The sequence below is a fragment of the Arthrobacter sp. KUASC02 genome (genome assembly GCF_059739395.1).
The window spans coordinates 2040931-2058011 of sequence record NZ_AP046053.1 but is presented as its reverse complement, the minus strand read 5'-3'; the positions used below and the strand labels follow the sequence as shown (position 1 = coordinate 2058011).

The window sequence follows — 17081 nt, the reverse complement described above, 5'->3', positions numbered from 1 at the left end:
GATCCGCAACTGCGCACTCACTCCAGGAGTTCACATGTCCGTATCCTCAGTCGATCGCACCATTAAAGCCTTCAAGCAGGTCGTCTTCCTGCTGGCGTTGGCCATGGTGGCCGCGCTTCTGCCCGCTGCGGCACCGGCCGCGCTGCTACCGTTTGCGTATGCGGCGGACCCCTGCGCCCCGGTTGTGAACGCCATAGCATGTGAAAACTCCAAGCCGGGAAGCCCTTCATCCGAGTGGGACATTACCGGCGCCGGCGATTCGGATATCCAGGGATTTGCCACCGATATCAGCGTCAACGCCGGGCAGCCGATCAACTTCAAGATTGACACCAACGCGTCCAACTACACGATCGCCATTTACCGGACCGGCTGGTACCAAGGCCTCGGCGCCCGCAAGATTGCGGACGTCACGCCCCTTGCCTTCCGGCAATCACAGCCGCAATGCCTGAACGATGCGGCAACCGGCCTCTATGACTGCGGTACGTGGGCCGTTTCCGCAACGTGGCAAGTCCCGCCGACTGCCGTCTCGGGCGTGTATGTCGCCCTCCTGAGGCGCCCGGATAACGGGGCTTCGAGCCATATCACGTTTATCGTCCGCTCCGATGGCAGCCACTCGGATGTCGTCTTCCAGACCTCCGATACAACGTGGCAGGCCTACAACGACTATGGCGGTTCGAATTTCTACTACGGAACCAACGGCAGGGCGTACAAGGTCAGCTACAACCGGCCGGTTGCCACGCGTGGTGGTCCGGCAGGCCGTGACTTCTACTTCAGCAACGAGTACCCCATGGTGCGTTTCCTGGAGAAGAACGGCTACGACATCAGCTACATCAGTGGCATCGACACCCACCGTAGCGGCGCGCAGCTCCTCAACCACAAGGTTTTCCTCTCCGTGGGCCACGACGAATACTGGTCCGGACCACAGCGGGCAAATGTGGAGGCCGCGCGCGATGCCGGCGTGAACTTGCAGTTCCTGTCCGGTAATGAGATGTACTGGCGCACTCGGATCGAACCGTCGCCAGTGGACAGCGCGGCCGGGCGGACAATCACGTCCTACAAGGAGACCTGGGCCAACGAAAAGATCGATCCCAGCCCCCAATGGACCGGAACCTGGCGTGACCCCAGGTTCGCTTCGCAGGCCAACGGAGGCGGTCTGCCGGAGAACGGACTGACCGGCACCATGTACATGTCCAACTTTACGGATCTTCCCGTTACCGTCAGCGCGGCGGAGGGCAAGTCACGTCTCTGGCGGAACACATCCCTGGCCTCCCTCGCCGCGGGAACCTCTGCCCAACTGGCACCCCATACAGTGGGCTACGAGTCCAACGAGGACCTGGACAACGGATTCAGGCCCGCAGGGCTGATCAGGTTGTCGACGACAACCGGCCCCACACCGGAGTATCTCCAGGACTTCGGCAATACAGTGAAACCCGGAAACACCACTCACAACACCACGCTTTACCGTGCTCAGAGCGGAGCGCTGGTCTTCTCGGCCGGCACGGTCCAGTGGTCGTGGGGACTTGACCAGGAGCACGACGGCAACGGTGCAGCCGCGGACCCTCGTATGCAACAGGCCCAGGTCAACCTGCTGGCGGACATGGGGGCCCAACCCGGGACGCGCGATGGTGCCTTGGCCGCGGCAAGTCCCAGCAGTGATACGGCAGCGCCAACAGCGACGATCTCGTCCCCCGCCGAAGGAGCTGCCGTTCCGCACGGCACCAGCGTCACAGTTTCCGGCACTGCAAGCGACGCCGGCGGCATTGTCGCCGGCGTCGAAGTCTCCACCAACGGCGGAGCCACCTGGCATCCCGCCCAGGGCAAGCAAAGCTGGACCTATACGTACATTCAGAAAGGCCTCGACACGGCAAGCGTTAAGGTCCGAGCTGTGGATGACAGCGCCAACATCGGCACCGCGGTGACGCGGAACCTGCAGCTCAGCGGCCCGTATACGGTGTTTGGACAACAGGTTCCCGCGGTACCGGATTCCCAGGACGGCGGCGCCTATGAGCTAGGCATGAAGATCACACCGAGCATCGACGGGTTCATCACCGGAGTCCGGTTCTACAAGAGCACGGCCAACACGGGAACCCACATCGGGTCCCTCTGGAACTCGTCCGGACAGCGGCTAGCCACCGCGACCTTCACCGCCGAAACGGCCTCGGGGTGGCAGAAAGTGCAGTTCAGCCAGGCCGTGGCAGTTACAGCAGGGCAAAAATACACGGCCTCCTACACCGCTCCCAAGGGCCATTACGCTTCGCAGGAGTATGCGTGGTCGAGCTTCGGGTCCAATGAGCCGCCGCTGACAGTCGCGGGAGGATTCGGCAGCGAACCGGCCGGCGTTTACGGCAGTCCCGATGCTTTCCCGCAGAACAGCTTTGGCAACGGAAACTATTTCGTGGATGCCGTGTTCGAGACGGTGGACACCACCCCGCTGACCGCTTCGGGACAGTGGCCGCTGGGCGGCTCAACCAGCGTTCCGCAGGCCACAACGGTCGGGGCGGTCTTCTCCAAGCCAGTGACGGCGTCAAGCGTTCAGCTGACTCTTAAGGCTGCCGACGGCACTACTGTGGCAGGCACAACCAGCTACGACTCCACAACCCGCAAAGTGACGTTCACGCCGGGCGCCCCCCTCGCGCTGGCAACCACTTACACTGTGACCCTCAGCGGCACTGCCGCCAGCGGCGGGGCCCTGACCGGCGGCGGGACGTGGTCGTTCACCACGGTCCTGTCGCCGCCCCCTCCAGGAAGCTGCCCGTGCAGCTTCTACGATGACTCGGTCCTGCCAGGAATCCAGGAGGTCAGGGACGGCGTACCGGTGACCCTGGGTATCCGTTTCTCCAGCACGGCAGACGGCACCGTTACGGGCATCCGTTTCTACAAGTCAGCCGGCAACACAGGCACCCATACCGGCACACTGTTCACGGCCGCAGGGCAGCAACTGGCAACAGTTACCTTCGCCAATGAGAGCACCGCAGGCTGGCAGACGGCGTACTTCAACCAGCCCGTGGGGATGTCCGCGAACACCGAGTACATCCTGGCCTACAAGACCTCGACGGGAGCCTACTCGGCGACGGTGAACGGCTTCGGCCCCGGACTGACCGTGGGTAACCTACGGGCGAACTCCGATGCCGGCGCCTATTCGTACAGCAACGACTTCCCGAATGTCCGTTCCACTGCGAGCTACCTGGTGGATGTCGTGGTGCAGTACCCGGAGCCGGCATTTGTGGCGGGCGCCCAAACCCCGCTCCCCGGTTCGTCCAGTGTTGCGCTGAACACAACTGTCAGCGCGACGTTCTCCAAACCGGCCACTGCAGCGAGTGTCCAGTTCACACTGGCTGGTCCCGGGGGCACAAACATCACCGGGACCACGAACTACGACCCGGCAACAGGCAAGGTGACATTCACGCCGTCGGCACAACTTGCGGCGGCCACCAGCTACACGGCGAGCCTGACGGCCACCTCCACCACAAACCAGCCGCTCAGCGCCGGGGGGACCTGGACCTTCACCACGGTGCCGCTCCCCCGGACCGACGGAGTCTGCCCCTGCACCCTTTACCAGGACACGGTCACCCCGACCGTTCTGGAAGTCAAGGACGGAGCCCCGCTGGCCCTGGGCGTACGGTTCGCCAGCTCCACCAGCGGACAGGTTACCGGCATCCGCTTCTACAAGTCCGCCGGCAACACCGGAACCCACACGGGAAGCCTCTTCAGCATCACGGGCCAGCAGCTGGCGACAGTGACATTCACGGCCGAGTCCAGCGCCGGCTGGCAAACGGCTACCTTCAGCCAGCCAGTGGCCATCGCAGCTGACACCGAGTATGTGGCAGCCTACAAGTCGCCCACCGGCACGTATTCGGCAACACCCGGCGGCTTCACCACCGGGTTTACGAGCGGACCGCTGCGGACGGCAGCCGACTCCGGCGGGTTCTCCTACAGCGGCGACTTCCCGGGTTCGTCGTCCAGCTCCAGCTACCTTGTCGACCTGGTCTTCCAAACGTCGGGTGTGGCGCCTCCGCCTCCGCCGGAGCCTTTGACGGTGACTGCGCAGTCGCCGGCACCGAATGCCACCGCGGTGGCGCTCAACGTCCAGCCGAGCCTCACGGTGTCCTCGGCCGTACAGCCCGGCGCTTCACTCACCCTGGCGGCCGGCGGAGCCAACATTGCAGGAGCGTCGGCGCTGTCCGCGGACGGCCGCACGCTGACGTTCACGCCGGCACAACAGTTGCCTGCCAATACCGTCATCACAGCGAGCGCGTCCAATGTCGTGTCGCTGGCGGGCGCGGCGCTGGCGCCCACCTCGTGGCAGTTCACCACACTCACTCCTCCGCCGCCCACGCAGTCCCTCTTCGCGTCCTTGCTGCCGCAGATCGCCGCGTCAACGGATGTCCGGGCTGTGGAGCTCGGCGTGGTGTTCAAGTCCTCCGTTGCCGGTTCTGTCACGGCCATCCGCTTCTACAAAGGGACAAGCAACACGGGCACTCACACAGGTTCGCTGTGGACGGCATCTGGTGTGCGGCTGGCCAAAGTGACGTTCACGAACGAAACGGCCAGCGGCTGGCAGACCGCATTGCTGCCGACCCCGATAGCGCTGACAGTAGGCACGAACTACGTCGTGTCCTACAACGCCCCGGTGGGCCGCTACTCCTATACGCCGAACTTCTTTTCCAAGGCGTGGACAAGCGGTGCCCTGACAGCCAGGGCCAACAACAACGGGCTGTACCGTTTTGGTTCGGGAACGGCGGTTCCCAACCAAACAAGCAATTCGACCAACTACTTCGTGGACGTTGTCTTCGCCCCGAAGTAATCCGGATCCGGAAAACGTGACACCCTGAGGGCCCCTCGGCCAAACATCGAGGGGCCCTTTGCTATACCCAGGGAGCCCTCGGGCCTCACCGCGGAAGAAGCCCTCGGCCGTACCGCTCACGGCGGTGCGGCGGGGACCCTCGCCTACGGCTGGGGTTGTGTTGCGGGGTAAGAGGTCGCCGGTGCGGCGGGCGGATCCTGCGGCGGGCGCTAGCGCACGACGGACGGCGACCAGGCGTGCTCTATGAAGAGCGAGGCAGGGGCAGAAGGATCTGTCCCGATCTGCCAGATATCGCTGTCGCCCGCGGCGCCGTCGCGGGGCAGCCCGTAGAGCAGTGTTCCGTCATCGAGCCACTCGATCTGGTCGTCGACGCTGCGGGCCTCTGACAGGACCGTTTCGACTCCGCTTTCCAGGTCCAGGACGGCGATCTTCCAGTGTGCGGCCATGGCCGTGCCGGTGTTCTTCTTGTAGGCAACGCGGGTGCCGTCCGGCGAAACCGAGGGGCACTCGACGCCGTCGTGGACTGCCGTAAGGGTCCTGGCCGAAATGCTTCCTTTAACGAGCCAGATGCGCCCTGACGACGCCGCCGTGGCATAGAACGCGTCAGCATCCCCGGGGACGAAGGTCACGCCCCAGATATTCCGGTCCGCCGCCGTCACCTGCACCCCGTTGGCCAGGAGGGCGAAGCCTTCCAGGCTCCCGGTTCCGGCGCCTCCGTCAGTCCGGCTGATGGACGTTTCGGTAGAAAAGCCGGCAGCGCCGTAGGAGTGGCCGGAGACAAACACCGTGGTGGACACCAGTGAGCCGTCAGCGCTCATCCGTGTACGGCTGGGGATCCCCGGCAGAGCCCACCGGCCGGTGGGCTGCCATTGCCGGTCCAGCAGGACTGCCTCGAAGTTGGTGACGAGCCCGCGGTTTGTCTTCAGGCAAACGAGGTTCCGGGCGGTGCCGTAGACCCGGTCGCAGGCCTCGGACGCCAGCGACCGCCGGCCGCCGGGTGCCGCCAGCGGAACGGTCCCGGCCATCCCGTACCCCTGTCCAGCCGCCGTGTTGCGGAACAGGACAAAGGGGGCTTCCGGGAGGGCACCGCCGGATGCCACGTTGACGGCGGACGCTGCCGAGCGGCTGTCCTGGAAGCGCTGGAAGGCGACGGCAGCGTAGGAGCCGGCAGCCGTAAGGACCACCACTGTAATCGCCAAAAGGATGATCCAGCGTTTCCTGCGGCTTGCGGGGTTCAAGCTGCTTGCCTCTGGCGTGCGCCCGCCCGCAGGATCAGCAACGAGGCAGGTACGGCGACGGCCAGGCAGCTGCCCACCACCACCATGGCCGTGGACGGACCCAGTGCGAACCACAGCACGCCAAAGCCGGCCGAAGCTGCCATCCGGCTCAGGGCCACGACCGTCTGGGCTGCGCCGATGCCCGTGGCCAGCTTGTCCGGCGGAGTGAGCTGGCTCGCCAGGGCGGCGAGGACGCCATCAGTCGCGGCGTAGAAGGCTCCGAGTAGGACCAGGCAGGCCAGGGTCGGGCCCAATCCGCCAAGCGGCGCCGCAGCGAGGAGATAGCAAAGCAGGAGGGCCACATGCCCCGCCACGAAGACTTTCGCTTTTCCCCAGCGGTCCGCCAGCTTGCCCAGCGGGATCGCAAGGACGAGAAACACGACGTTGGTGCCCACGTAGAGCAGCGGAAACCACTGCACCGCAAAGGAGTCCCGGTCCTGCAGGACGAGGTAGATGAATCCGTCGCCCACGGTCAGCAGTCCGAGCAGTCCCGAGGCGACGAGCAGCCTGCCCAATCCGGGCTCCCGCAAGAGGCTCCAGCGGAAGACGAACACCGGGCCCGGCCTCCGTTCCGGCGCGGGTCCCGCCGGGTTTCCCGTCTTCAGGTTGGGCACGAGCAGTGCGAGCGCGGCGACGCCGATCACCGCGAAGGCCAGGGAGACCACGAAAAGGGTGCCATAGCCGTTCGGAATCAGCATGAGGATGAAGAATGCCAGCAGCGGTCCGCTTGCGGCACCGATGTTGTCCAGCATCCGGTGGACGCCGAAGTGGCGCGCCAGGTATTCGGGCTGGGCGGACACCGTGATCAGCGCATCCCGCGGTGCCGTCCGGATCCCCTTGCCGATCCGGTCACCGGTCACGATCGCGGTCAGCGCCCAGAAACCGCCGGCGAAGAGGAAACCGATCCTGGCCACCATTGACAGTCCGTAACCGGCGAGTGCTATCCGTTTTGGATGCCCGCTGCGGTCCGCGGCCCAGCCTGCAGCGATCCTGACAATCGCGCTGGCCCCTTGGTTGATTCCATCCAGAATCCCGAACGCAATGGCGGACAGGCCGAGAAATCCGGTGATGTAGAGCGGGAGGACGGCGGATACCGATTCTGAGGAGACATCGGTGAACATGCTGACGACACCGAGCCAGAGGATGACGGGGGACAGCCGGAATGCCCGCGGGGGCACCGTGGAATCGTTGGCTGCCGGCAGCGCGTCCTTCTTGCCGCCGTTCCGATCCGAGACCGAGATATACATGGCCGCTACCCCGCCGTCGTGTGAAGGTTGCCGAGCAACATGAAGCGGGTACTGCCCGTGCCCGTCGCTGATGTTGTCAGGGTCACCGAATCGGCGCCCCTGACAAAACGGACCGCCCGTTGTCCCTCCGTTGCGGGGGCCGGCTCTGACCAGAAGTTGAGTTTTGCGAGCTGCTGCTGGAAATGGCCCACGACGGAGTCCTGGCTGGCCGCCGATATGGCATCGGCCGTCACCTGCAGCACCGTATCAGCGGCTGATACACCGGTGGAGACCACAACGCTTCCGTCCGGAAAGCGGAGGGATTCCTCGGGGAAGCCAGCCACGATTTTCCCTTGGGCCGAGGCTGTTGGCGGCAGCGGCATGCTAACCAGTGCCGCCGGCGTGGACGGCACCGGAAGCCCGGTGGGGGCCGCCGCCACAGGGGGAAGAACCTCCTGCAACCCGGCGGCCGGTGCGGGGCTTCCCGTTCCCTCCCCTGCTCCGGGAGATTGTCCGGTCCCGCTGTCTGTCGCCGTTCCAGGCGCGGCGGGTATCCCTGCGTCCGGACCTCCCTGCGCCGGAGAGGCTTCGGCCCCGTCCGGGGCGGCAGTGCCGGTGCCTGACGGAGCCGACAGGCTTGCGTCCGGGGCTCCCGCCAGCTGATCGAAGACAAGAGCGGCACCGCCCAGCGCTGCCGCGACACTCACCCCCACGATGACAAGCCTCTTCGCTAACATTGGGCCCCCGCCTCCCGTTCAGGCGTTGAAGACCAACGCGCCTGCGATTCCGGCAGCCTCGGCCGCCTTGGGCACAGTCTGACACCGGGAAAGACAGCTTCGATAGAGTGGCGCTACCTGCTTTTTCGGCCTACCACCGGCCGTTGCGGGGCCTCGGCTGGCAGACGGGGCAGGTGTAGGAGGACCGGTTCATGAATTGTTCGCGTTTCATGAGGCTCACTATTCCTGCAGCTGCGCAGCGCCTGCACTCCTGGTTTTCCCTGCCGTAGGCGTTGAGGGACCGGTCAAAGTACCCCGAGGCGCCGTTGACGTTGACGTACAGGGAGTCGAAGCTGGTCCCGCCCGCGGCGAGGGCATCCAGCATGACCTCACGGGCGGCGTCGAGAACCCTCAGGGCATCGGCGCGGCGGAGCGTATCGGTGGGTCGGGCGTAATGGAGGCGTGCACGCCACAGTGCCTCGTCCGCGTAGATGTTGCCGATGCCGGAAACAAGCCCTTGATCCAGGAGGGCACGCTTCAACCCCGTCTTCCGGTTCCGCAAGCGGCGGTAGAAGGAGTCGAAGGAAAAGTGCGGGTCCAGCGGATCCCGGGCGATGTGTGCGGCTTCCGCGGCAATGTAGGGTGCGGGCACCTCCCCCAGGCCGCCGGGTCCGCCGTCGGCCGTGGGAACCAGCGACGTCACGAACAGTCCGCCAAAAATGCGTTGATCCACGAACCTGAGCTGTTCCGGCATTCCATCAACAGGGCTCAGCCGCAGGCGGATTTTCAGGTGCTTTTCGTCCGGCACACCGGAATCCTGCATCAGCAGCTGGCCGCTCATTCCCAAGTGCGCCATCAGGGCCACGGCAGGACGGTCATTGGCCGGCGTCGCAGCTGCCGGTTCCTCCAGGGGAAGCCAGAGGAACTTGCCGCGGCGCACCACATCCATGACCCGGGCGCCCTCAAGGTTGCCCGCGAAGTCCTCGGCGCCGAGCACATGCCGGCGGATGGAACGCGGATCCAGGACGTCAACGGAGGTGATTGTCCGGCCGCAGACCCAGCTCACCAGGCCGCGGCGGACAACTTCAACTTCCGGCAGTTCGGGCACGAAGAACCTAGAGGCCGGCTTCGGATTCCGCCGGAACGCTAGCCTCGCCGGCAGCCGACAGCTTCCGCCAGGCATCGGCTGCGGCTTCCTGCTCAGCTTCCTTCTTGGAGCGTCCGGCCCCCTGCCCGTAATCGGTTCCGCCGATCCGGAGCACCGCCACGAACGTGCGCGCGTGGTCCGGGCCTGAGCCCTCCACCGCGTAGTAGATGCTGCCCAGCTGACGGCTGGCTGCGAGTTCCTGGATGCTGGTCTTCCAGTCGGTGCCTGCCCCGAGCGCGGCGGCATCCTGGAGCAGCGGGCCGATCAGCCGCATCACGAGTTGGCGCGCCGTCTCAATGTCGTTGGACACATAGGTGGCGCCAATGAGCGCTTCCATGGTGTCGGCGAGGATGGACGCCTTGTTCTTGCCGTCGGTGAGCTTTTCGCCCTGTCCGAGGTAGATGTATTCGCCAATGCCAAGGCTCCGGCCGATTCCGGCAAGTGCCCTGGTGCTCACCACGGCTGAGCGCCGCTTCGCGAGATCGCCCTCGGGCAATGCAGGGTTGTCCCGGTACAGGGCATCGGTCACGGAAAAGCCCAGGATGGAATCGCCCAGGAACTCAAGGCGCTCATTGGTGGGTATGCCGCCGTTTTCGTAGGCATAGGAGCGATGTGTCAGAGCAAGACGAAGCGTCCCGGCATCAATAGAGACACCGAGACGCTTCAAAAGCTCTTCAGTTGAAGACGTCATGTTCAGCCAGTGGGCCGATTAGACGTCCGCGACCTTGCGGCCCTTGTACTCAAGGAACAGCGCAGTGCCAGCCGAGTCGGTAACGACCTTTGCCTGGTGCGGCAGGCTGTAGGTAACCTGGCCGTTCTCAACGGTCTTCACCAGGTGGGGGGCGGTTGCCTTCCACTGGGAGCGGCGGGCGCGGGTATTCGAGCGAGACATTTTCCGCTTCGGGACAGCCACGGCTAACTCATTTCTCTCTAGAAAAACACTTACAAATCAATTTTGCCGGTCAGGCTTAGCCAGATCAGCTAGGGCAGCCCAGCGAGGATCTACGACCTCGTGGTGATGCCCCGGCTCGTCTTCCAGGCGTACTCCGCATTCGGAGCAAAGGCCCTGGCAGTCTTCCCGGCACACCGGCTGGAACGGCAGCATGGTTACAACTGCGTCCCGCAACACCGGCTCAAGATCGATTAAATCGTGCTCGATTCGATATTGCTCTTCTTCGTCTTCTTCAGCAGAGAACTGGGCGTCCTCGTAGAAGAAAAGTTCTTGCACATTGACCTCAAGGTCATACGCAAGGGGATCCAGGCATCGGCCGCACTCGCCGGTTACTTCGACGTGAACGGTTCCTGATACCAGGATTCCTTCGTGTACGGCCTCCAGCCGCAGATCCAGCCCGACATCCGAGCCTTCCTGCACGCCAATGAGGGCCACACCAAGGTCACTTGGTGCGGGTACATGTTCCGTCAGCGTCCGCATGCTCCCCGGACTGCGCCCGAGGTCCTTGACGTCGAACGCCAAGGGCGAACTAGCATCTCGTTTAATGAGAACTCCTGTTGAACATATGACCGACGTACTATCTTAGCCTGATCTTCCGGATGGACTCAAACCGGGCGAAAGCCACACAGTTCAGCACCGCGGGACAAACTAAGGAATGGGCCGCGAATCCGGCCGGGGCCGTTGCGTACCGATATAGCCTACCCTCTGCGGGGCTGATCCGGAGACGACTCGCCCGCCAGCAGCCGTTTCAGCACCGACCTCGGCACATAGTCCGACACACTTCCGCCCAGATTGAAGACTTCCTTGATCAGCGTTGATGACAAGTGCAGGTAGTGGCCCTCGGTGGGAAGGAAGACCGTTTCCACGCCGCTGAGCTGGCGGTTCATGGTGGCCATCGGGAGCTCGTAGTCAAAGTCCGAGGACGACCGGAGGCCCTTCACAATGGCGGACACCCCCCGCTGCCTGCAGTATTCCGCAAGCAGGCCCTCCCCCACGGGCTCCACCACAATGCCGCGAAGCGACGCAAGGGTCTCGCGCGCCATGTCGATCCGCTCCTCCAAGGTGAAACGGTACTTCTTGGCGTAGTTGGTGGACACCGCCACAATCACTTCGTCAAAGAGGCCGGCGGCCCTTGCGATGACTTCCAAGTGGCCATTGTGGATCGGGTCGAAGGAGCCTGGGCAAACGGCGCGTCTCATGTTCCGAACCTACCGCATACACGGAGCGGGATAACATGACTGGATGCCCGAGTCGAACATTCCCTTCACCGTTGCAGGGGGCGTAGTTCTTGTCACCGGAGCCGCCATGGGCATGGGCCGGCTGCACGCCCTTCGCGCCGCGGCCGACGGCGCTGCTGTCGTGATCCTGTGGGATGTGGACGGCGACCGGCTGCAGGGCGTTGCCCGCGAAGTCACGGAACTTGGCGCCCGCGCCGTGGCCCGGCAGGTGGATCTTGCGGACCGTGACGCCATTGCGGCGGCCGCACGGGAATGCGCGGCCGAAGGCCCCCTGACGCTGCTGGTGAACAATGCGGGAATCGTGCGCGGCGCCCTGTTCTGGGAGCACCGGTCCGGCCCGGACATCGCGTTGACCATGGACGTCAACGCCCTGGCGCCGATGTACGTCACCCTTGCGTTCCTGCCGGACATGATGGCCGACGCCGGGCGTCCCCGCCGGATTTTGAATGTCGCCTCTGCGGCCGGAACAGTCCCAAATCCGCGGATGAGCGTTTATGCAGCTTCCAAGTGGGCCGTGGTGGGCTGGAGCGACTCGCTGCGGATCGAACTGGAGCAGGAGGGCTACCGGCACCTCCGGGTCACAACGTTCTGCCCGAGCTACATTTCCACCGGAATGTTCGCCGGCGCCCGGGGTCCGCTGCTCACGCCGCTCATGACTCCGGATGACGCGGTCCGGCGGGCATGGCGGGCGATGGCCGCAGGGCGCCCGCTCCTGATCGCTCCGGCGACGGCCAATCTTGGCAAGGTCCTTCGCGGGATTCTCCCGGTCCGCGCCTGGGACTTCATCGGCGGACGAATCTTCCGGATCTATACGGGCATGGAAAAATTCACCGGACGGGCAGAGAACTCCGTCACCAACCGACAGGCAGGCAAACAGTGAGCACAACAGTTCCGGCACCGTGGCAGCGGGCAGCGTCGGGAGCCAACCTGCTGGCAGCCGACGGCCGCCTCGGTGTCACGATCTTCGAGGAAATGACCACCCTCGCGGTCCGGACCGGCGCAATCAACCTTGGCCAGGGCTTCCCCGATGAGGACGGCCCGGCGGAAATCAAGGCGGCCGCACAGGCGGCGATCAACTCGGGCGCCAACCAGTACGCGCCGGGCAAGGGAATCCTTCCCCTCCGGGAGGCCATTTCGGCACACCAGCAGCGGTTCTATGGACTGTCCCCGGACCCGGAAACTGAAATCATCGTCACCACCGGCGCCACCGAAGCCATCGCCGCCTCGCTGCTGGCCCTCGTGGAGCACGGCGACGAAGTGCTCACCTTCGAACCCTTCTATGACTCCTACGGCGCCATGATCGGGCTGGCAGGAGGCACGCATGTGACGGCGCCCCTGCTGGCTCCGGATTTCATGCCGGACATGGACGCCCTGGAAGCAGCCTTCAGCAGCCGCACCAAGGTTGTGCTCATCAACAATCCGCACAACCCCACCGGCGCCGTTTTTCCGCGTGAGGTGCTGCAGCGCGTCGTCGACCTTGCTGCCAGGCACAATGCCGTAATCATCACCGATGAGGTCTACGAACACCTGACCTTCGGTGCGCAGCACATCCCCGTGGCAACGCTGCCCGGGGCTGCCGGCCGGACCATCACCATCTCCTCGGCAGGCAAGACATTCTCCTTCACCGGCTGGAAGATCGGTTGGCTGAGCGGACCCGAACACCTCGTATCCGCCATCAGGACTGTGAAGCAGTTCCTCAGCTACAGCTCCGGCACGCCGTTCCAAGGCGCCATCGCCGTGGGGCTGGCCCTTCCGGACGATTTCTACACCGGGATCTCCGAGACCCTCAGGCGGAAGCGGGACATCCTCAGTGACGGGCTCAAGGCTGCCGGCCTGGACGTGTTCACGCCGCAGGGAACCTATTTCGTGAATGTGGACACAGCTCCCCTGGGGATCTCCGATTCCGTCGACCTGGCCCGGAGGCTTCCGGACCTGGTGGGGGTCGCCGCAATCCCGGTACCCGTCTTCTGCCACCCTGCGGGCGCCGAACGGACCCGCAGCCTGCTCCGTTTTGCCTTCTGCAAAAAGACCGAGGTCCTTGAAGAAGCCGCATCGAGGCTCGCTACGCTCCGCGACAGGCTCTGACGATGCCTCCGCGGCCCGCGGCGGGGTCACGCTTCCTCCGGACCACCGGCCAGCACGCGACCATCGAACCGGACGCCTTTACGGAGGGATCCTTCGTGCTGAGCATCGGCGGTGCGGAGCAGTCACACGTGAATCTTGCCGAGCCGGGAGAAATATTCTACGAGTACCTTCGCCGGATCGGACACGTTGTGGACCTGGCAGCCCCTGCCGGTGAGCCTGTCAGCGCCCTGCACCTCGGGGCCGGGGCACTGACGCTGGCCCGCTACATCCAGGCGACCCGGCCGGGGTCCCTGCAGTACGCCGTGGAGCTTGAGCGGGAGCTGCTGGACTTCGTCCTGCAGCAGTTGCCGATGCCGGCCGGAACGGTGCTGCACACGCTGATCGGCGACGCCCGGGACGCACTGGCGGAGCTCCCGGCGGGGCTGCGGTTCGACGTCGTGATCCTGGATATCTTCTCCGGACCGGAAGCGCCGGCGCACATTGCCTGCGCCGGGTTCTACACGGAAGCGGCTGCCCGGCTGACGCCGGATGGCGTGCTGATCGTCAACGTGGGTGACGAACCCGGGCTGACGCTGGTCCGGAGCCAGGTGGCAGCGCTGCGGCAGGTCATGGACGGGGTGGCCGCGTTCGCTGAGTCCGGCATGTTCGCCGGGCGGCATCCCGGCAACATCATCCTCATCGGCACGCGGGGTCCGTGGCCGGCGGGATGGACCGAAGAGCTGACGGCCCGCGGCCCGCACCCAGGGACGGTGCTGGCCGGCGTGGACCTCGACGGGCTCTCTGGCTAATCAGGCGCCATCCTAGTCAGCTGCCGCCGCCCACGGGTTCGGCAAACCACAGCTTGGTCTCGCCGTATTTCTTGTCCGCGAACCGTTCCAGCGACGCCGGCCACGCCGGTTCCGGGCTGCGGGACGAGCGCTCCACGACAACGACGGCGCCCTCCGCCAGGTAGGGTGACAGCTCCTCCAGCACAGCGGCCATGGCGGGCTCGTCCAGCGGATACGGCGGGTCCAGGAACACAAGGTCCCACAAGGTTCCCGGCACGGTCCGTCCCAGGAAGGACTCCACCCGGGACCGGTGGACCGACACCGCCTTGCGGCCCACGGACCCGTTAATAAGGTCAGCGTTGCGCTGGCAGGCCTCGCTGGCCTTGCCGTCGAACTCCACGAGGTCAACCGTTTCCGCCCCGCGGCTGGCGCTTTCCACGCCCAGCGCCCCGGAGCCCGCATAGAGGTCGAGAACGCGGGCACCTGCCACCACATTGAAGGCCTCAAGCCGTGAGAACAGTGCTTCCTTGACCCGGTCCGTGGTGGGACGGGTCATGGACCCGGGCACGCTGGCCAGCGTCATTCCACCGCCGGCACCCGCAATGATACGGCTCATGCGCGTACCCCCATGCCGCCTGAAGCTGTGCGTCCGCTCCTAGCCACGCTCAAGGAACGCCTCCTTTTCGGGGTTCAAATACTCTTCGATTGCCTCCGCCAGTGCGGAATGGTCCGCCAGGGCCGGATCCGCGGCCACGATCTGCTGCGCGTCCTGGCGTGCCTTCGCAATGACGTCCTCATGTTCCAGCACGCGGAGCAGTTTCAGTGCGGAGCGTCCGCCGGACTGCGAAGCCCCGAGGATGTCCCCTTCGCGGCGCAGCTTCAAGTCCTCCTGCGACAGTTCGAAGCCATCGGTGGTGGCTGCCACGGCATCCAGCCGGCGTCGGCTGGGGTGTCCGGGTTCCAGGGTGGTCACCAGGAGGCAGGTGCCGGGCAGTCCGCCGCGGCCCACCCGTCCGCGAAGCTGGTGCAGCTGGGATATGCCGAATCTGTCCGCGTCCAGGATCACCATCAGCGTGGCGTTGTGGACGTCAACACCCACCTCGATCACCGTGGTGGACACCAGCAGTTTGGTTTCATTCGCGGTGAAGGACGCCATGGTTGCGGACTTCAGGACCGGATCCTGCCTGCCGTGGAGCGGCGCCAGTGAAACGCCGGCCAGCGCAGGTTCATCCTGGAGGTGTTCGACGACGGCGGTAACGGACGCGAGCTCGCGGGCAGGTCCGTCCCCTTCCAGGTCCGCGGCTGTCGGTTCCGCTTCCCCGGGGCTGAAGTCGCCGTCGTCGTCCTCGCCGATCTTGGGACACACCACGTAGACCTGGTGGCCGGCGTCGATCTCTTCCCGGGAACGGGACCAGATGCGCCCGGCCCAGCCGGGATTTTCGGCGAGTCCCACCACGTGCGTGGAGATGGGGGCACGGCCCGCCGGGAGTTCGTCCAGCACCGATGTTTCCAGGTCGCCGAACACGGTCATCGCCACGGTCCGCGGGATGGGCGTGGCGGTCATGACCAGCAGGTGGGGCGGTTTGCTGGCCTTCGCGCGGAGGGCGTCGCGCTGTTCCACGCCGAAACGGTGCTGTTCATCCACGACAATCAGCCCGAGGTCGTAGAAGGAGACATTGTCGCTCAGCAGCGCATGCGTTCCGATCACGATCCCGGCAGTGCCAGAGGCCGCATCCAGCATGGCCTGCTTGCGGGCAGCGGCGGGCATCGATCCGGTGAGCAGCGTCACCTGGACGGCGTCCGGCCCGGATCCGCCCAGGAGTCCGTCCCGGGAGAGCGGACCGAGCGTCCGGCGGATGGATTCGAAGTGTTGCGCGGCGAGGACTTCGGTGGGCGCCAGCAGCGCGGCCTGCCCGCCGGCATCAACCACCTGGAGCATGGCGCGCAGGGCAACGATGGTCTTGCCCGAGCCCACCTCGCCCTGGAGGAGCCGGTTCATGGGGCTGTCCTGCGAGAGCTCCTCCGCAAGGGTCTTTCCGACGGCGGACTGGCCGGCGGTGAGGGTGAACGGCAGCTGGCGGTCGAACGCCGTCAGGATTCCGCCTGCGACCGGCCGCCGGGCTGTGGCCTCTTCGGCCGCCAGCTGGGCGCGGCGCCGGGCCAGGGCGGACTGCAGCACGAGGGCTTCCTGGTACCGAAAGCGGTCCCGGGCCCGTTGCCAGTCCCCCGGCACCTCCGGCGTGTGGATGAGCCGGTAGGCTTCGGCGGCCGGCAGGAACTTTTCCCGCGCCGAGACGTCGCCCGGCAGGGGGTCGTCCAGGAGTTCCAGGTCGACGGTGTCCAGGAGGGTTGAGATCACTTTCTGGATGGACCAGCTGGTGAGTTTTGCCGTTGCCGGATAGATCGGGATGGGCATGGCGGCGAGCTTCTCCGGATCCATGCCCGGAGTGTCAGGGTCCTCGTCGAGCAGCTGGAAGTCAGGGTTCGTGAGGCTCAGGTTGCCGGCGTACCGGGTGACTTTCCCCGAGAACAGGGCCCGCCGGCCCGGGAGCAGCTCCGCTTTGGCGCGGTAACCGTTGAAGAAGCTCACCTTCAGGGTGCCGTCGTCATCCGTGATCACAACGTCGGTCAGGGTGCCGCGGCGCGCCCGCATGGCCCGGGTGCTGCTGGACACGACGCGCGCGATCAGGGTGACCTCTTCGTCCAGCGGGACCTCGCTGATGGGCGTCAGCTCGCCGCGGTTGAGGTAGCGGCGCGGAAAGTAGTTGAGCAGGCCGCCGACGGTGGTGATACCGAAGTGTTTCTCAATGACGGCCGCGGAACGTTTGCCGATGCGGCGTTCCAGGCCCAGTTCCAGCTCAGCGTTCAT

General features: G+C 65.4%; 14 protein-coding genes. 4 read left to right on the top strand and 10 right to left on the bottom strand.

Features of this window, described 5'->3' with window-relative positions; translation table 11 throughout:
* Positions 1-34 precede the first annotated feature (34 nt).
* Positions 35-4804 carry a DUF4082 domain-containing protein gene (locus tag AC6JAC_RS09390; protein WP_028271649.1) on the top strand — a complete coding sequence of 1590 codons (4770 nt, stop codon included), beginning with the start codon at positions 35-37 and terminating at the stop codon, positions 4802-4804.
* 209 nt (positions 4805-5013) lie between these two features.
* Here AC6JAC_RS09390 and AC6JAC_RS09385 read toward each other — a convergent pair whose 3' ends face one another.
* The 8 genes from AC6JAC_RS09385 to coaD form a co-directional block, all read right to left on the bottom strand.
* Positions 5014-6042 carry a TolB family protein gene (locus AC6JAC_RS09385; RefSeq protein ID WP_028271648.1) on the bottom strand — a complete coding sequence of 343 codons (1029 nt, stop codon included), beginning with the start codon at positions 6040-6042 and terminating at the stop codon, positions 5014-5016.
* Complete coding sequence (locus AC6JAC_RS09380; protein ID WP_028271647.1) at positions 6039-7328, bottom strand: MFS transporter; 1290 nt, start codon at positions 7326-7328, stop codon at positions 6039-6041. The genes AC6JAC_RS09385 and AC6JAC_RS09380 overlap by 4 nt, the downstream gene beginning before the upstream one ends.
* A gap of 5 nt (positions 7329-7333) precedes the next feature.
* On the bottom strand, positions 7334-8044 hold the full coding sequence (locus AC6JAC_RS09375) for a hypothetical protein (protein ID WP_028271646.1): 711 nt from the start codon (positions 8042-8044) through the stop codon (positions 7334-7336).
* Positions 8045-8174: 130 nt separating this feature from the next.
* Positions 8175-9131, bottom strand: coding sequence for a bifunctional DNA-formamidopyrimidine glycosylase/DNA-(apurinic or apyrimidinic site) lyase (mutM, locus tag AC6JAC_RS09370; RefSeq protein WP_028271645.1), 957 nt, complete (start codon positions 9129-9131; stop codon positions 8175-8177).
* 7 nt (positions 9132-9138) lie between these two features.
* Entirely contained in the window at positions 9139-9861 is a 723-nt protein-coding gene (rnc, locus tag AC6JAC_RS09365; protein WP_028271644.1) for a ribonuclease III, read from the bottom strand.
* An 18-nt stretch (positions 9862-9879) separates the two neighbouring features.
* Positions 9880-10083, bottom strand: coding sequence for a 50S ribosomal protein L32 (gene rpmF / locus AC6JAC_RS09360; protein WP_009356569.1), 204 nt, complete (start codon positions 10081-10083; stop codon positions 9880-9882).
* A 36-nt stretch (positions 10084-10119) separates the two neighbouring features.
* Complete coding sequence (locus AC6JAC_RS09355; protein ID WP_081818924.1) at positions 10120-10644, bottom strand: YceD family protein; 525 nt, start codon at positions 10642-10644, stop codon at positions 10120-10122.
* 176 nt (positions 10645-10820) lie between these two features.
* The gene (gene coaD, locus AC6JAC_RS09350; RefSeq protein ID WP_347899864.1) at positions 10821-11321 is read right to left on the bottom strand and encodes a pantetheine-phosphate adenylyltransferase; all 501 of its coding nucleotides are present in this window, start codon (positions 11319-11321) and stop codon (positions 10821-10823) included.
* Between the two features lie 43 nt (positions 11322-11364).
* Here coaD and AC6JAC_RS09345 point away from each other — a divergent pair, with 43 nt between their 5' ends.
* The 3 genes from AC6JAC_RS09345 to AC6JAC_RS09335 are packed head-to-tail and all read left to right on the top strand — an operon-like array spanning position 11365 to position 14233.
* Positions 11365-12240 (top strand): SDR family NAD(P)-dependent oxidoreductase, encoded by an 876-nt coding sequence (locus tag AC6JAC_RS09345; protein WP_497964423.1) that lies wholly within the window; start codon positions 11365-11367, stop codon positions 12238-12240.
* Positions 12237-13445 (top strand): aminotransferase class I/II-fold pyridoxal phosphate-dependent enzyme, encoded by a 1209-nt coding sequence (locus tag AC6JAC_RS09340; RefSeq protein ID WP_497964421.1) that lies wholly within the window; start codon positions 12237-12239, stop codon positions 13443-13445. Before AC6JAC_RS09345 ends, AC6JAC_RS09340 begins: the two co-directional genes overlap by 4 nt.
* A 2-nt stretch (positions 13446-13447) precedes the next feature.
* Positions 13448-14233: a spermidine synthase gene (locus AC6JAC_RS09335; protein ID WP_028271639.1), complete on the top strand. Its 786-nt coding sequence runs from the start codon at positions 13448-13450 to the stop codon at positions 14231-14233.
* Between the two features lie 16 nt (positions 14234-14249).
* On the opposite strand, the gene rsmD is transcribed toward AC6JAC_RS09335, so the two are convergent.
* Both rsmD and AC6JAC_RS09325 read right to left on the bottom strand, forming a co-directional pair.
* On the bottom strand, positions 14250-14828 hold the full coding sequence (gene rsmD, locus AC6JAC_RS09330) for a 16S rRNA (guanine(966)-N(2))-methyltransferase RsmD (RefSeq protein WP_497964419.1): 579 nt from the start codon (positions 14826-14828) through the stop codon (positions 14250-14252).
* 39 nt (positions 14829-14867) lie between these two features.
* A complete protein-coding gene (locus tag AC6JAC_RS09325; RefSeq protein ID WP_497964417.1) occupies positions 14868-17081 on the bottom strand; it encodes an ATP-dependent DNA helicase RecG in 2214 nt (737 codons plus the stop codon).